The sequence below is a fragment of the Microbulbifer maximicatervae (SeqCode) genome (assembly GCF_052468095.1).
In genome coordinates, this window is record NZ_CP174332.1 from 3,545,087 (window position 1) to 3,559,322 (window position 14,236).

Annotated in this window: 15 protein-coding genes; 8 read left to right on the top strand and 7 right to left on the bottom strand. The window is 46.3% G+C overall.

Going from position 1 to position 14,236, the window contains the following annotated elements:
• Positions 1-7 precede the first annotated feature (7 nt).
• The 4 genes from ACJJIL_RS15470 to ACJJIL_RS15485 all read right to left on the bottom strand — a co-directional run bounded on the left by ACJJIL_RS15470 (position 8) and on the right by ACJJIL_RS15485 (position 2,835).
• Positions 8-223, bottom strand: coding sequence for a DUF1289 domain-containing protein (locus tag ACJJIL_RS15470; protein WP_108732299.1), 216 nt, complete (start codon positions 221-223; stop codon positions 8-10).
• The gene (locus ACJJIL_RS15475; protein WP_445360126.1) at positions 216-752 is read right to left on the bottom strand and encodes a gamma carbonic anhydrase family protein; all 537 of its coding nucleotides are present in this window, start codon (positions 750-752) and stop codon (positions 216-218) included. Before ACJJIL_RS15475 ends, ACJJIL_RS15470 begins: the two co-directional genes overlap by 8 nt.
• Before the next feature lie 98 nt (positions 753-850).
• A complete protein-coding gene (locus tag ACJJIL_RS15480; protein ID WP_445360127.1) occupies positions 851-1,372 on the bottom strand; it encodes a methylated-DNA--[protein]-cysteine S-methyltransferase in 522 nt (173 codons plus the stop codon).
• On the bottom strand, positions 1,369-2,835 hold the full coding sequence (locus ACJJIL_RS15485) for an AlkA N-terminal domain-containing protein (protein ID WP_445360128.1): 1,467 nt from the start codon (positions 2,833-2,835) through the stop codon (positions 1,369-1,371). Before ACJJIL_RS15485 ends, ACJJIL_RS15480 begins: the two co-directional genes overlap by 4 nt.
• Before the next feature lie 943 nt (positions 2,836-3,778).
• Here ACJJIL_RS15485 and ACJJIL_RS15490 point away from each other — a divergent pair.
• From ACJJIL_RS15490 to ACJJIL_RS15500, 3 genes are all read left to right on the top strand, one after another.
• Positions 3,779-4,363: a hypothetical protein gene (locus tag ACJJIL_RS15490; RefSeq protein WP_445360129.1), complete on the top strand. Its 585-nt coding sequence runs from the start codon at positions 3,779-3,781 to the stop codon at positions 4,361-4,363.
• A 206-nt stretch (positions 4,364-4,569) separates the two neighbouring features.
• Positions 4,570-5,934, top strand: a complete 1,365-nt coding sequence (locus ACJJIL_RS15495) for an IS4 family transposase (protein WP_445360130.1) — start codon at positions 4,570-4,572, stop codon at positions 5,932-5,934.
• 465 nt (positions 5,935-6,399) lie between these two features.
• Positions 6,400-6,843 carry a hypothetical protein gene (locus ACJJIL_RS15500; RefSeq protein WP_445357965.1) on the top strand — a complete coding sequence of 148 codons (444 nt, stop codon included), beginning with the start codon at positions 6,400-6,402 and terminating at the stop codon, positions 6,841-6,843.
• A 117-nt stretch (positions 6,844-6,960) separates the two neighbouring features.
• On the opposite strand, the gene ACJJIL_RS15505 is transcribed toward ACJJIL_RS15500, so the two are convergent.
• Both ACJJIL_RS15505 and ACJJIL_RS15510 read right to left on the bottom strand, forming a co-directional pair.
• Positions 6,961-7,995 (bottom strand): IS481 family transposase, encoded by a 1,035-nt coding sequence (locus ACJJIL_RS15505; RefSeq protein ID WP_444905427.1) that lies wholly within the window; start codon positions 7,993-7,995, stop codon positions 6,961-6,963.
• Positions 7,996-8,090: 95 nt separating this feature from the next.
• Positions 8,091-9,029 carry an IS110 family RNA-guided transposase gene (locus tag ACJJIL_RS15510; RefSeq protein WP_445360131.1) on the bottom strand — a complete coding sequence of 313 codons (939 nt, stop codon included), beginning with the start codon at positions 9,027-9,029 and terminating at the stop codon, positions 8,091-8,093.
• 318 nt (positions 9,030-9,347) lie between these two features.
• On the opposite strand from ACJJIL_RS15510, the gene ACJJIL_RS15515 reads away from it, so the two are divergent.
• The 5 genes from ACJJIL_RS15515 (at position 9,348) to ACJJIL_RS15535 (ending at position 12,606) form a co-directional block, all read left to right on the top strand.
• Positions 9,348-9,698, top strand: coding sequence for a hypothetical protein (locus tag ACJJIL_RS15515; protein WP_413663466.1), 351 nt, complete (start codon positions 9,348-9,350; stop codon positions 9,696-9,698).
• 515 nt (positions 9,699-10,213) lie between these two features.
• Positions 10,214-10,492: an Imm32 family immunity protein gene (locus ACJJIL_RS15520; RefSeq protein ID WP_444926112.1), complete on the top strand. Its 279-nt coding sequence runs from the start codon at positions 10,214-10,216 to the stop codon at positions 10,490-10,492.
• A 110-nt stretch (positions 10,493-10,602) separates the two neighbouring features.
• Positions 10,603-10,956: a transposase gene (locus ACJJIL_RS15525; protein ID WP_413662312.1), complete on the top strand. Its 354-nt coding sequence runs from the start codon at positions 10,603-10,605 to the stop codon at positions 10,954-10,956.
• On the top strand, positions 10,908-11,795 hold the full coding sequence (locus ACJJIL_RS15530) for an IS3 family transposase (protein WP_413662311.1): 888 nt from the start codon (positions 10,908-10,910) through the stop codon (positions 11,793-11,795). The genes ACJJIL_RS15525 and ACJJIL_RS15530 overlap by 49 nt, the downstream gene beginning before the upstream one ends.
• 454 nt (positions 11,796-12,249) lie before the next feature.
• Positions 12,250-12,606, top strand: a complete 357-nt coding sequence (locus ACJJIL_RS15535) for a hypothetical protein (RefSeq protein WP_445360132.1) — start codon at positions 12,250-12,252, stop codon at positions 12,604-12,606.
• A gap of 82 nt (positions 12,607-12,688) precedes the next feature.
• Here ACJJIL_RS15535 and ltrA read toward each other — a convergent pair whose 3' ends face one another.
• Positions 12,689-13,765: a group II intron reverse transcriptase/maturase gene (gene ltrA / locus ACJJIL_RS15540; RefSeq protein ID WP_445360133.1), complete on the bottom strand. Its 1,077-nt coding sequence runs from the start codon at positions 13,763-13,765 to the stop codon at positions 12,689-12,691.
• Positions 13,766-14,236: the final 471 nt, after the last annotated feature.

The window sequence follows — 14,236 nt, forward strand, 5'->3', positions numbered from 1 at the left end:
CGATTGTTTACCAGATTCGGCCCATTTGCCGCGCGCGCTCGGTGCAGAGCTTTAACACTGCACGGCGCTCATCATTGTTCATGGAGCCCCAGCGGCTGATTTCGTTACCACTGCGAAAACAGCCCTCGCACAGGTCCTGCTCATTCAGGGCACATACGGAGATACAGGGGGATTTCACCGGGCGCTCTTTCGGCTCCACGGTTTTTACCGGTTGTTCAGACATCTTTAGCCTCAAGCGGGACCAGTTCACTGGCGAAATGTTTGCCGTTGGCCGCATAGTGATCGCTGCTGGCTTTGAGCAGCTCGTAGGTGTCGGGATCGAGAGATTTTACTACCTTGCCGGGAGAGCCCAGCACCATTGAGTAATCGGGGATTTCTGTGCCCTCGGTCACCAGCGCATTGGCGCCAATGATACAGCACTTGCCGATTTTGGCCCGGTTTAAGATCACGGCATTGATACCAATCAGGCTGTAATCACCAATGTCACAGCCGTGCAGCATCACTTTATGGCCTACGGTGACACCGGTGCCAATGGTTAATGGCACACCGACATCGGCATGCAGTACAGAGCCATCCTGTACGTTGCTGTATTCACCGATAGTGATTGGCGCACAGTCACCGCGTACCACCGCGTTAAACCATACGGAGCTGTGCGGAAGCATACGCACATCTCCAATCACATGGGCACCGGGCGCAATATAGTGGCCCTCACCTTCCAGTTGTGGCTGTTTATCCCCCAATCTGTACAGCATTTGGCCTCCGGCTCGATATGATTATGAACCGCTCATTATCTCGCGCCAAAGAGGCCGTGGCTAGGGAGAGATGATTGCGCTTTTCCCAATATTTCCCGTTAGAGCAGCTCGCCCTGCTGGACAAAGTTGGCACCCTCAAGGGTGAGTAAGCGCGCTTTCAAAGACAGGCCGCCGGCGTAGCCGGTAAGGCTGCCATTGGCTCCGATTACACGGTGGCAGGGAATAACGATGGCAATCGGATTCGCACCATTGGCCCGCGCCACCGCGCGAATAGCCCGTGGCTGGCCCAACCACTGGGCTTGCTGGCTGTAACTGCGGGTTTCCCCAAAGGGAATTTGTAACAGGGCATCCCAAACCCGGCGCTGGAATTCAGTGCCCTTTGGCGCCAGAGGCAGATCAAAATTTTTGCGCTGGCCGGCGATATATTCCCGCAACTGCTGGGCGGCCAAATCTGTCAGCTCCGAGGCGCCCCGCTGCCAACCGGTCCCCAAACGCAATGGTCGTTCATCGGCATAAAACTGGAGTGCAACTATCCCCCGGGAGAGACCCTCTCCCTCCTGCTCGCAGGCCGCGATGGCAACATCACCCAATTCCGTGGTGTAACTCTCATAGACAATCATTTTTTCTCTCCAGATTTCAGGGACTGCCACAACAAAATGGCTCCATATGCCCGCCAGGGCCGCCACTGCTCTGCCCGCTCCAGGGCCTGCTTGGGTTTTGCCTTTTCACCATCACTGCCCAGGGCTTGTAGAATACCCAAATCCGACGCGGGGAAAGCATCCGGCATCGACAGGCCACGCATAGCAATATAATGCGCCGTCCAATCGCCAATACCCGGCAGAGCTGTGGCTTGGCTGCACCAATCCTCCAGGGACTGGTCGGCAAAGCTCACACGGCCATCCAAAGTTGCGGCGACAAACTCCTGTAGGGTTTTCATCCGAGCCCGGGTCAAGCCCAGATCGGCAAAGTCCGCCTTAGCGAGACGCTCCGCTGTTGGGAATAAAAACCGCTCTCTGCCGGCATCGTCCACAAACGACTCCCCGTAGCGGGCCACTATACGTCCGGCAATAGTGGTCGCCGCTGCAACACTGATCTGCTGACCGAGAATCGCCCGCAGTGCATATTCGAATGGGTCCCAGGCACCGGGCAAGCGCAGGCCCGGATTCTTCGTCAACTGATCCGCCAGCAGTGGATCTTCATTTAATACCGTCTGGATCTCTTCAATATCCGCATCCAGATCAAACAACCGGCGCAGGCGCTGGTTCAGTAGATATAACCCTGCCCCACCTTCCTGACCAAAAACTTCCACCACTAGGCGATTGCGTTCCGGATCGTGGGAAACCTCCATCACGCCGCGACAAGCATCCAGTTCGAAACTGCGTGAATAGACCTCCCCCTCCACCTGCTCTACCCCGGCCAAAGCGCGAGTTCCCAAGAAGGCCAGGAGTTGTTGCCAATCTAATGGCGGACGGTAATCCAGGTACAACCGCACCCGAGTCGCACTCGCCGTCTCGGCGCGCACTGCATGCCCCTCCCTGCGCACCTCGGATGGGGTGCGTTGATAGATCTGTTTGAATACGCCGTTAAAGCGTCTCAAACTGTTAAAACCAGACTCGTAGGCGATTTCAGCAATAGGCAAGTCCGTATCCCGCAGTAAACGAAAAGCAAACAGAGCCCGCTCAGTTTGCCAAACCGCCAAGGGGCTTACCCCCAGGTGCTCAGAGAACAGACGGCGTAAATAACGGCTACTGACTCCGAGCCGCTCTGCCAGTCGCTCTACAGATTGAGGCTCGCGCTCACTGCGCATCAGTTTTAAAGCGCGCTGTACGGTGGTCGACACCAATCCCCAAGCTGGACTGCCCGGCGCAGAATCGGGGCGACAGCGCAGGCAGGGCCTAAAGCCCGCATTGGCCGCCTCCGCCGCAGTCTCAAAATAAGTGACATTGCGCTCCAGCGGTGGCCGAGCGGGACAGATCGGGCGGCAGAAAATGCCGGTTGTTTTCACTGCTGTATAGAACCGCCCATCAAAGCGCCGGTCTCTAGCCAATCGCGCACTGGAGCAAACTGCTGCATCAATCTTCATAAGTCTCTCTCGTTTCTGACTACCAGTGTATGGATTGGACGGTATCGGAACTAGTCAAAAACGGAACTGACCATTTTGGGCTGTAGACTTATAAGTCAGGCAGCCGCGGCCTGAAAGAGAGAAGCCAATTAGATACTCTTGAATACCTTACGCAAAAAGCCCCTCGGCCGATAAGTCACACCTAAAGATTATTCTTTAAATAAACTGATAAAACGGAGGCTTTTAACCATTCTAGGGAGGTATTCGTAAGTGGATTAAACAGCCCCGGAATAGCCCTACTCCCCATCAGGAACGCTGATTGATACAAACCCTGAAACGTAAATGCTCAAGGCAATCGCAACGGAGCCACTCATTCTATGCGCACCTTGAAGGCTATAAGTAGTAAGCGCAACTCGATGCAAATGGACCTAATGCTTTGCAAACCCCGTAATGCAGCAGCTATCGCCTTCAAGACACACCCTTCGACGCTTGTAGAGTTATTAGCAACCTGCACCACGACGTTGTAACGGTCCAGACATTTCCGTCGAACCGCATCTTGATTGTGAAACGCCCGGTTAGCCAGAAGTATCATGAAATTATTCAGTAGCACTATAGATTTGAAATACCCAGGCCATAGCTGTTGCTCAATTCCAGCCCTATCTGCACTAACGGTCGCTAACAATTAATGGGCATACAGGGGTATTTTTGATCATCTTGACTGTTATTTTTGCAGAATAGCTTTATCAGGAAAAAATTTGATGAAATACAATGAGTTACAAAGGTAGTCTTTTTTGGGGATAGTAGTCAAAGTGATCATTTTTACATTTGGTACGACTGACATAAAAGCAAATAATCTTTTGATTTAAATAACATTTTTTAGACAAGGCGTAAGATTGATTCCAGTATAGTAATCAGGATAATAGTGATCATAATGATTACTATATAGCTGTTATGTGACAAGAGGATGAGAGTCATAGATTTAAGAAAAAGTATCGAGAAGCGCCTAGCTCAAATTTTGGAGACTCAAAACTCCATTAGGGCTGCGCACCCATTAATTGCAGATTTGCTATCTCAGATAATCGACGAGATTCCCATTTCCTCTGAAATTTCTGTTAGAGTCATTGATATTAATGAAATTAGATATTCTGTGTTCTATCAGTGCGGTCCAAATATTTCTGAAACAGCAATTGTAGTATCACAAGCTAGCTCGACATTTTATTTATGGCGAGATGAGGGTTGGGTTCTCGATGATGATTACTATGAGCCGGAAGAAATATCTAAAGTAATTTGTACTTTACCAATATTGTGCGCTGAACCGAAGAATGTTAAGCAATTGGTCGAAGCTATCGAAAGTGGAGTATGGGCATTTAAACCGGAGTATTTCCCGAAATTTGGTGGTGTTCCTCCTGAAGACCTAGAAGAAGTACTGTCCTGGGATTCTGAAAAAGTATTAGTAGGTACTAAGCATTCAAATATGGAAATTCTAAGTAGAGAGTCCTGGCAGGAACTTAGTTCAAGAGAAAACGGTTGGTTCAAAAAAACGGAGTAAGAGCACATAACAAGAAATTGCAGTCGGACCCGATACTCCGCGCTTTTAATTATGCTTTCATTACATTGCAGCATAATTAAAAGCACTCCGCATCGGGCCACTAAATTGGGCGCTAAGTTTTATACACAAGTTTTTTCAGTTTTATTATAAAAATCAATGAGTTACAGTTTGTACGTTATAGGGGCTACAAATTTGGCTGGATAATTATGCAGGACTGGGTCAGGGACGAAGTGAAAAATCAGGTTATGGGTGATACACGATTGAATAAGCGCTTGTCCAATATTCTCAGTAATTTAAGTTCCGACCCAAAGGGTAGCATTCCCTGTGCAAACAAGTCTTGGGCAGAAACCTTTGCAGCCTATCGATTTATCGAAAATGATAAAGTCAGCTTTGACTCGATTATGAGTGGCCATAAATCAGCCACTCTTGAAAGAATTAAGGTTCAACCAGTTGTTCTTATCCCTCAGGATACCACTTTCCTAAATTTTGCTACCGATTTAGAAAGCAAAGAAATGGGAACACTCCGACGCAAAGAGACTAATCAGCAGCTCCTACATACCTCTATTGCTATAACACCATCCAGAGATAATCTGGGCATTATTGAGGGTAGCATGTGGCAGCGAGATAAAGAATCCAGCGCTAATTCTCGCTATACGAAGTCGATACAAGATAAAGAGAGTCGACGTTGGCTAGACCATTATGAATCAGCTTGTGAGATACAAGAGCACTGCCCTGAAACCACGATTGTGAGCATCGCGGATAGAGAGGGGGATATTCATGAGTGGTTTCAATTAGCTGAAGACCAAAATGAACAGCGGCGTGCAAGTTATATTGTTCGAGCCAAGGCTAATCGTAGTTTAGAGATCGAAGGAGAAGATACGACTTTACTTTGGGACTATATGACCAAACAGAAGTCCATCGGGAAATACTCAGTAGGTATCCCCAAAAGGAATGGAGAGCCAGAAAGGGAAGCTAAGGTCAGTGTATCCATTGCAGAAGTAAGATTACAGGGAAAAGGAAAATCAAAACGACCTCTTTCTCTCTACGCAGTCTTTGCTAAGGAATTAAGCCCACCAGAAGGGGAAAAAGGTATTGAATGGATGCTGCTGACCGATCTTGCAGTTGAGGACTTTAAGCAAGCGAGGATCATTATTGAGTGGTATCGAAGTCGATGGGAAATTGAAACCTATTTCCGAGTGGTGAAAGGCGGATGCCAGATAGAAAGTAATCGCTTTAGAACCGAGCAGCGAATGCTGAACTGTATTGCAATCTATATGATTATTGGGTGGCGTCTACACTCCATGACAACACGGGCACGAACGCTTCCTGATACGTCGTGTACGAAAGTCTACTCTGAAAAAGAGTGGCGTATGATATGGATAATGCAAGCTAAAACCTCCCCACCAAATGAAGCTCCAAGTATGAGAGATATAACTCGTATGTTGGCAGGACTTGGAGGCTTTCTGGGGCGGAGCGGCGATGGTGAGCCTGGAGTTAAAACCGTTTGGCAGGGGTACACTAAACTTCTCCATTATATGGAGGCAGCAGAGGCTTTAAATGAACTTAAATGATGTGTATAAAACACAGATTGGGCGTTATGTTTCGAAGTACCCATAGAGCATGAGTGTTAAACAAGAAATATATGTGGCGCTTTTACGGCACGCCATCCCAAGAGCAAGAAATGAGCTTTCTCGGAAGCTACCCGTTGGTCGAAGCAAAGCAAACGCATATGAATTGTGTCAGTTAACCCATGATCTTGTAATTTCTATTTTAGAAACTGACTTTCTTGATCATGATTTTTATTTTCTAAACGTACACGCACGGTCATACTGCAAGTACGCGACTGGAAAGCCAGAATGTAGGATTATAGTTGGGCTAATAAAAGAGCTATTTGATGCTGTGCCGCAAAATCAAAGGTATCGTCTTAAGTGGCGAGGCCCAGAAACATAACAAGGCAATTAACTTCGCTCCAGCCACTTCGTGGCTTCCGCCGGACCTCCGGCCGGTTATTGCGGGCGTTAAGTTTTAATCAGATTATGCGTAAATTTTTAGTTTTAATATTCTTGGTTTCTTTTTCCGCTAATGCAGTAGAGGATGTGGCTCGCCCCATTACACATGTTGGTATGTCTGGCGAATTTAGAGGCCTGAGTTATAAGGCGAGCTTGGAGGTTTCAAGTGTAGAGATATCGACTTACCCGCACAGAGTTCACTATAAACTTGAGGGAGTGAGTTTTGAGCTAGGCGGCAAAGAAATCCAAATACCAAAAATAGATTTTAAGCCGGTAACATATATTGATCTTGGCCAAGTATTCGTATTGGGTAGCGCAAATGATATTCTTTATTTGCAACTACCGGTATCACCAGATGATCGTAGTTACGTTCGTCTCGTGTTTCAACATGGTGAATACAAGGGAACCATTGAGCATCTGTATTCAGTTGAACACAAGAATAAAACCAAGGGCGTAAAGTGGTACCAGTAAAACTTAACAAGTGACTATGGTTGCTCGTCAAGTTATTAAGCCATACTTTCATCTGTAGTAGTTCAGACTTGATCTGACAGTTACCGGTTTCTCAGGAGATGCTCTGTCAGGTCAAATTCAGTTTACGAGCTTTTCCTTCCAGATGCTTTTTCCATCTTCAAGAGTTGCTAACGGTGTTCGACCGCAACACTTCTTACCCTGATGAGTTCTCTCATTATTGTAATATGTGAGCCACTCGTCCAGATCCGTTTGTAACTCTTCTATTGATCCATAGATCTTGCGGCGTAATGAGGGTTGGTAGAACTCTTGTAAAATGGTCTTATGGAAGCGCTCACAGATTCCATTAGTTTGTGGATGTCTGGCTTTTGTCTTAGTGTGTTCTATTTCGTTCACACTTAGATATAACTGGTAGTCGTGCTGTTCCAATTTGCCACAATACTCCGTACCGCGATCAGTTAGGATACGCAGCACTGGTAGATCATGTAAGGCATAAAACGGTAGCACACGGTCATTCAGGAGGTCCGCCGCAGTGATTGGCGTTTTGGTGGTGTACAGCTTGCAATGAGCCACCTTTGCATAGGTATCGACATAGGTTTGTTGGTAAACACGTCCGACGCCCTTAAAGGTTCCTACATAGAAGGTATCCTGCGAGCCCAGATAACCTGGGTGTTGAGTATCAATTTCACCGCAGGCTTCATCATCATGCCGTTTTCTCTCCAAAGCCTGAACCTGTGACTCTGTGAGGATCAGTCCCTCCTCAGCGACCTTGGCCTCAAGTGCCTTTAATCGCAATTTGAAGTTAGCCAGGTCATGCCGTAACCAGATACTCCGAACGCCACTAGGGGACACAAATACACCGCGTTTACGCAGTTCATTGGAAACTCGAACCTGCCCATGGGCAGGCTCTTGGAGGGCATAAGTTAACACTGCCTCTTCAATGACTGTGTCAACACGGTTCTTGTGGTTGGGCACACGCCGGTTCTTCTCAAGAAGGGCGTCCACACCGCCACTTGAAACGGCTTCCTTATAGCGATAGAAAGTGTCTCTCGACACACCCAGCATCTTGCAAGCTTTGGAGATATTGCCGAGTTCTTCTGCCAGATTTAGCAATCCGGTCTTGTGTTTGATGATGCGATCATTAGTATGGATCATGGGGTTTATCCTTGGTTTTGCTTTTAGGTTTAGGCACCTTCATCAAAACCGGTAAACCCCTCTTTTTCAAGAGGATGTGTCAGATTTGGTCTGAACTAATACATTTCATCCCAGTAGGTGTTATTTTTCACCATCGTATTCAGTATCGTAATCTGCTTTCTCATGCAGGCAATCAGAGCGACCTTTTTAGGTTTGCCAGCGTCGACTAATCGCTTGTACATCGGCTTTAGTTTGGGATGATGCTGTATGGCCGACATGATGGAAACAAACAAAACCGTTCGTACACGATGCCTTCCACCCCGAATATATCTCTTTCCCTGGAAGCTGCCGCTATCACGGTTCATCGGGGCGATACCGACAAGTGCAGCGATTTCTTTACGGTTCAATTGTCCTAGCTCAGGAAGTTCACTCATTAACGTATAAGCCAATACATTTCCGACCCCTTTGGCACTCAACAATAGGTCACGCCTTTGCCGCCACTCAGACACACTGTTAACCAGTTTATCCAGTTGCTTGTCGATACCTTGTAGCTCTTTCTTGATGGTGTTTAGAATGGTCTGTATAGGTTTGTGTACTGATTTCGGCATTCTCTGAAGCCGATTCTTTTGCATTGTACTCATCTCTAAACACTGACTTCTTACCGCCAGTAAGTCACTGATCTCCCTAAGCTTTTCTGGTTTTAGCACCGACAGCCCTGGCTTCATGGCCTCACCAAAATGTGCAATATCCATTGCATCTAGCTTGTCAGTTTTGGCGAGGCGCCCCGCGGATTTAGCGAAGCTCCTTATCTGCGAAGGATTGCAAACAACAACAGGTAATCCTGCTTTGTCGGCGGCGCAAACAAACTCTAATTCGAGTCTTCCTGTAGACTCTATTAATACTCTTTGAGGTTTAAGAGGTTGTAGTTGTTTAATGGCATCCTTAATGCCGTTTTTATCATTGGCAACACTAAAAAACTGGCCAGTAGGTCTCACATAAATATCGAGTTGTTTACTGCTGGTATCGATACCGACATTGATCTCTTTAGGTTCCATAAGATAAGCTATCTCCGCCTTGCTATTCGGGCTCGAGGCCCACATGACTATCCGAGTTATGCCTAGTGAGTGCTTATCACGTTCATACTTGTTATCGGTCTTTTACGAACCAGCCAAGCAGCGAACTGTGATAAACAAGGCCTTCGGTGGCCGCCGAAGGTGGGTCTCAATTTACCCGTTAACGAAAAGGATTTTCAACATCAGAATCGGGCAAGAACAACCATACAAGTACAAGCAGGTTGCTACGTGCCTTCGGCCCTTCGCGGGACGGCCTACGCTACGCTCCGGCCGCCCCTGTTGTAGTCGTTAGGCACCAGTATGCACAAAAAGGATATTACAGTTGGCTATGCCTGCTTGGAGTGCAAGAAAGTCTTCAGGAAGCACAAATATACCCAGGATAAACGCGGAAACTGGGAGCCTGTAGAGTACGAGGTTGTCTGCCCACAATGCTCAAGGGTAATGTTTGAAACGGGCTCTGCCTTCAAGGCCCCAAAGGTCACCGACACAAAGGCATGGGCCAAACTTAGGCCGTTATTCGAAAGTGGCTACAAATTTAACCCAGATTTCGGCAGTCCATTCGAGGAGCCCCCAGCTGTAAAAGAGGTGCCCCGCAAAGCTCCTGAGTCAGAATTTAGAAAACCCGCGAGGAAGAGGCGTAAAAATGCCTAACAAAGCCAAGCACGACCGCCAGAAAAGCTGGCTGGACCTACATTCCGCAGCTTCGCTGCTCCATTTCGGCCCGTGTTGGCGGCGTTAAGAGTCAAAACATAGATATTCAATGAGTACTAATAAAGAGTTATTTCTACATGTAGTAAAGGTCTTAGGTTATCTGAATTTTGGTCTATTTATTCTGGGTTTCTTTAATTCAAAAGGTGGGAATGGCACTGTTGTACTGTTTCTGCCAGCCAGTTTAATCTTAGCAACAGCCGTCACTCTTGTTTATATTTTTGGCTTTAAGTATCTTCATTTGACTGGAAATCGCATGGATTATTGGTTTTGGTTCAGACCATATGTTTGGCTCATAGTAATTTTTGTATTCCTTGTAATTAGTATTACTTCTATTGGGTACTTCGGAAATGCGAACTCTTAACAAAGTCAAGCACGATCGCCAGCAAAGCTGGCTGGACCTCCATTCCGCGGCTTCGCCGCTACATTGCGGCCGTTGCTGCAGGCGTTAGGTTCACATGAAAGAATTAGAATTTACTCATAAATTTTTTTTAAATAAAAGTGGGATTCCGTTTAGCGAAAAAGAGCACACTGGTGTCATCGAACTAGATGTTAGTAACAAAACAGTTTACCTTTCAGGTGACAAAAGTGGGTTATTGGCGCTAGCGGAAAAATTAATTGAGGTAGCTCATTGTGATACTCAAAGCTATCACAAACATTTAGACGATGTTGAATTGCCAAATGTATCTCTTAAACCAGATAACTTGGAAATTATTATTGGAAGGTCCGGCAGCTAGGTGGAGCCGAAACCTAACAAGCACCATCAAATCGCCCATAAAAACATGGGCTGGACTCGAAACCTTCCCCCATTGAGTAGACGCCTACCTTTTGAATAGGGTAGGAAAAAATGCCGAAAATACTGAGTGAAGAGCGAGTTGTTGAATATTCAACAGAATTCAAAGTTAGAGTGGTAGCTCTCACTAATCAACTGAAAGTAGATACGACTACTATCGCCAACATTATTGGTTTGCATCCAGTAATGGTGTATAGATGGCGACAGGAAAGTAGAGAAGGCAAGCTGGTCGAGAAGCCCAGTCGTAGAATAAGTATGACAAAAACAACGAAAAATCGGTCTCAAACCGATGATAAAGAGATAAGACGTCTAAAAAAGCAGGTCGAGAAATTGCAAAAGGAGAATGATTTCCTAAAAAAGTGGGAAATGTACCTGAAAGATCCAAAGCTGAAAGATTCTCGTTCATAGCTCTTAATCGATCAGACTTTGGTGTCAGGTACTTATGTAGATACTTGAATGTTTCACCCCAAGGGTTTTATAAGTGGCTCAATCGAGATGAGAGCACTCGTGACATAGAGAATAGGCGAATTCTAGGGTGTATCGAAGCTATCTATACACAGCATGATGGTAATTATGGAAGTCCAAGAATTAGCGCAGAGCTGAAAGCTAATGGTGAACGAATAAATCACAAACGCGTTGAACGCCTTATGAGAGAGGCTGGAATCGTGGGGAAAGCTGGAAGGATCTATCGTCGACGCCCTTTGCCTGGAAATCCTTATATTAAGGTTGAAAACCTACAAAGAGAGCATGGTATGCCGAGTAAACCAGACTCTCAATGGGCTGGTGATGTAACCTATCTGAAGATCAATGGACAATGGCAATATTTAGCTGTGATTATTGATCTTTACTCCCGGAAAGTGTTGGGTTGGGAGTTGTCGGATACTCGAACTGTTGAGCTAACACTGTCAGCGCTAAATAAAGCTGTTCGTCGCAGAAATATAGAATCAGATCTAATATTTCACAGTGACCGAGGTTCTGAGTACGGTGCTTATGCATACCAAAGTCGACTCAAAGAACTGGGTATTGAGCCGAGCATGAACCGTCCAGGATTTATGAATGATAATGTGTATGTAGAATCATTTTTTCAAACACTGAAAACTGAGAGTTTCAAAGGATTTAATTTTGAATCCGTTGAGGAACTAAGAGCTAACTTAGCTTGGTATCTTGATAGGTACTATAACTTTAAAAGAAGACATGGTTCACTTGGGTTCAAAAGCCCAGATGAATATGAAAGAATGGCCGCATAAGATGAATATAAGGTGGCGTCTACTTTAAGGGGGGAGGCTTCCTCGCAACAAGTTGCTCGCCTTTGTGGTGAGCGTTATTGTGGCGGTCATTTTTTAGGTAGTTTGAAGTTGCTGCAAGCACCAATCTCTTCCTGAGCACATTTCTCCAGAGAGTTTTCCTGCAAGTTGGCACCGCAGTTTCGTTCAAGTGCCTTCGTTCTAAGCCAACAAGTTCTGCAAGCTAGCAGCAGCATTGTGGAGTGCCAGTCAGTTAGTTAACAGGTGGGGAAAGTATGGTATTTTTCCCAGTAAATTTATCGGGCAGTGGCCAGCCAAAGGTGGCTGGCAAAGAGCAAGTAGGTTGTTCAGAGCGCGCCAGCTATAACCAGGCCAGGCAAGCTCGCCCAGCCGGAGGCTGGGCTGGACAGCCTACGCTCTGCTTCGGCTGCCCTTGCTGGCAACGTTACGTGTCACTATGAATACACCAATCGAATTAATATTAGACGGTATCGCCGTAGGAAAAATACTGAGTTTCAGCTATGAGACTCCTTGGGCTACTGGAAAGGTTGAGCTCAAAGAAAACTCACTATTTCATAAATTAGTGGCTGTATCTTCTATGTCATCATTTGATTTAGAAATGGATGAACTAGACCTAGAAGACGATGAAGAAGAAAAGATGTGGGAGGCTAAGCTAAAGGAGCTTGGCATTACTTGGGAAGATCTTAAACTAGATCGTGATGGCAGATGGACTGTCATTCCTAATGGCGGTGAATCGCAACCAATTTACTCCCCTAGATTCTCTGAACAAGGCTTTATCGATTATCGCCTATGAAAACACGTAAATCGGGTAGCCGGTAGTTTTTAGCTACCGGCCCCCACACCACCCATCATGCGGGTCCGCAATGGGCGGTTCCCTATCCGTAATGAATCTCTACCCAACGATCTCGCATTGAAATCAAACCCATCTCTTCGAAGAACTCATTATTGAGCGCAATATGAATACCCTCAGTTTTTGCGCTTCGCCAGTAACTTTTACCGGACGAGCCGCAGGTAACTACCAGCGATTCACTCACACCCATACGCAGTAAATTTCGAACTTTCGTTCTCACTCTGCGCCAATTCTTCCAATAGCTCATTCTTAATCGCCGCCGTATCCAGCAGTCTAGATCTATACATTTTTGATAGCCTTGCGCTATTCCAAAATAGTTGATCCAACCACGGAGGTATACGGTAAGTTCTTTCAGTTTCTTTTCCATAGAGATACCACGAGATCGCCCTGTAATCTGGCGGACGCAGTATTTAAATTGGAGCAGGGACTTATCATGCCAGACAAGCTTTGCCCCCCGAAAAGAGAAACCTAGGAACTTACAACGGCTGACAGGAACCACTTGGCTTTTAGTATCGTTAACTTTGAGCTTAAGCTTGCGCTCAACAAAGCGTTTAATACTCACCATAACCCACTCACCCGCGCGTTTAGAGGAAACCACAATCACAAAATCGTCCGCATAACGGACGAAATTGTGTCGGCGTTTTTCCAGCTCTTTGTCGAGCAAGTCGAGTACAATGTTGGAGAGCAGCGGCGATAAAGGGCCACCTTGTGGTACCCCCTCATGACAGGCTTTCCAACATCCATCTTCTACTCTTCCTGCACGCAAGTAGCTTGCGATCAGTTTGAGTAAGCGCTTATCGCTGATTCTTTGGCCAAGTAAACTCATGAGGAAATCATGATTTACCCGATCGAAGAATTTAGATAAATCGACATCCACTGCTATTCGTTTCCCTCCCTCGATATACTTTCGCAGCTTTTTTACCGCATGATGCTGCGATCGCTTTGGGCGGAACCCATAGCTGAACCCCGAAAAGGTTTTATCGAAACTGGGACCGATGATTTGGGCGATAGCCTGCTGAATAACACGATCAAAGATCGTAGGTATCCCGAGACCACGCTGGCCACCATCTGGCTTGCGAATGTAAGAGCATGAACAGGACATCCATGAATCATGCCCAATAGGGTTGGCGGCTTATGCTTTTTGTTTGGTGGGTGTCTAGATCTGCTCTTGGTTTGTATCCCATGATGAACACGACCATGGTTGGCAATTCCTTGATGGCGAATCACCACCTTCGCCAGCATCACATGTATGCCTAAGTCATGTATTGGATATTGACCCACTTTTAACGATATTGCACATTTGCCAGTCGGTTGGATAGCATGGAGGGAAACTGTTAAAGATGAATGGTTAATGGGACCTTACGACGATGAAACCTAACCAGAGCTATAACAGCGACCTACACGCGCATTGCTTGAAAAGCAGCAAGTCTTACTTCGGTGAGTGTGGCATGCGTTAAGTTCTTATGAGTGTGAAAGTCGCTTTAATTCTATCGTTGTTGAGTTTTCCCTTATCGGCATTAGTCGCTAAGCTCTGCTTCTCAATGAATGATATGAACAAACTGCATCTACGTGT

Excerpts from the sequence above, each read along its gene's own strand:
- ACJJIL_RS15470 (WP_108732299.1), bottom strand. The coding sequence starts at position 223 with ATGTCTGAACAACCGGTAAAAACCGTGGAGCCGAAAGAGCGCCCGGTG.
- ACJJIL_RS15475 (WP_445360126.1), bottom strand. The coding sequence starts at position 752 with ATGCTGTACAGATTGGGGGATAAACAGCCACAACTGGAAGGTGAGGGC.
- ACJJIL_RS15480 (WP_445360127.1), bottom strand. The coding sequence starts at position 1,372 with ATGATTGTCTATGAGAGTTACACCACGGAATTGGGTGATGTTGCCATC.
- ACJJIL_RS15485 (WP_445360128.1), bottom strand. The coding sequence starts at position 2,835 with ATGAAGATTGATGCAGCAGTTTGCTCCAGTGCGCGATTGGCTAGAGAC.
- ACJJIL_RS15490 (WP_445360129.1), top strand. The coding sequence starts at position 3,779 with ATGAGAGTCATAGATTTAAGAAAAAGTATCGAGAAGCGCCTAGCTCAA.
- ACJJIL_RS15495 (WP_445360130.1), top strand. The coding sequence starts at position 4,570 with ATGCAGGACTGGGTCAGGGACGAAGTGAAAAATCAGGTTATGGGTGAT.
- ACJJIL_RS15500 (WP_445357965.1), top strand. The coding sequence starts at position 6,400 with ATGCGTAAATTTTTAGTTTTAATATTCTTGGTTTCTTTTTCCGCTAAT.
- ACJJIL_RS15505 (WP_444905427.1), bottom strand. The coding sequence starts at position 7,995 with ATGATCCATACTAATGATCGCATCATCAAACACAAGACCGGATTGCTA.
- ACJJIL_RS15510 (WP_445360131.1), bottom strand. The coding sequence starts at position 9,029 with ATGGAACCTAAAGAGATCAATGTCGGTATCGATACCAGCAGTAAACAA.
- ACJJIL_RS15515 (WP_413663466.1), top strand. The coding sequence starts at position 9,348 with ATGCACAAAAAGGATATTACAGTTGGCTATGCCTGCTTGGAGTGCAAG.
- ACJJIL_RS15520 (WP_444926112.1), top strand. The coding sequence starts at position 10,214 with ATGAAAGAATTAGAATTTACTCATAAATTTTTTTTAAATAAAAGTGGG.
- ACJJIL_RS15525 (WP_413662312.1), top strand. The coding sequence starts at position 10,603 with ATGCCGAAAATACTGAGTGAAGAGCGAGTTGTTGAATATTCAACAGAA.
- ACJJIL_RS15535 (WP_445360132.1), top strand. The coding sequence starts at position 12,250 with ATGAATACACCAATCGAATTAATATTAGACGGTATCGCCGTAGGAAAA.
- ltrA (WP_445360133.1), bottom strand. The coding sequence starts at position 13,765 with ATGTCCTGTTCATGCTCTTACATTCGCAAGCCAGATGGTGGCCAGCGT.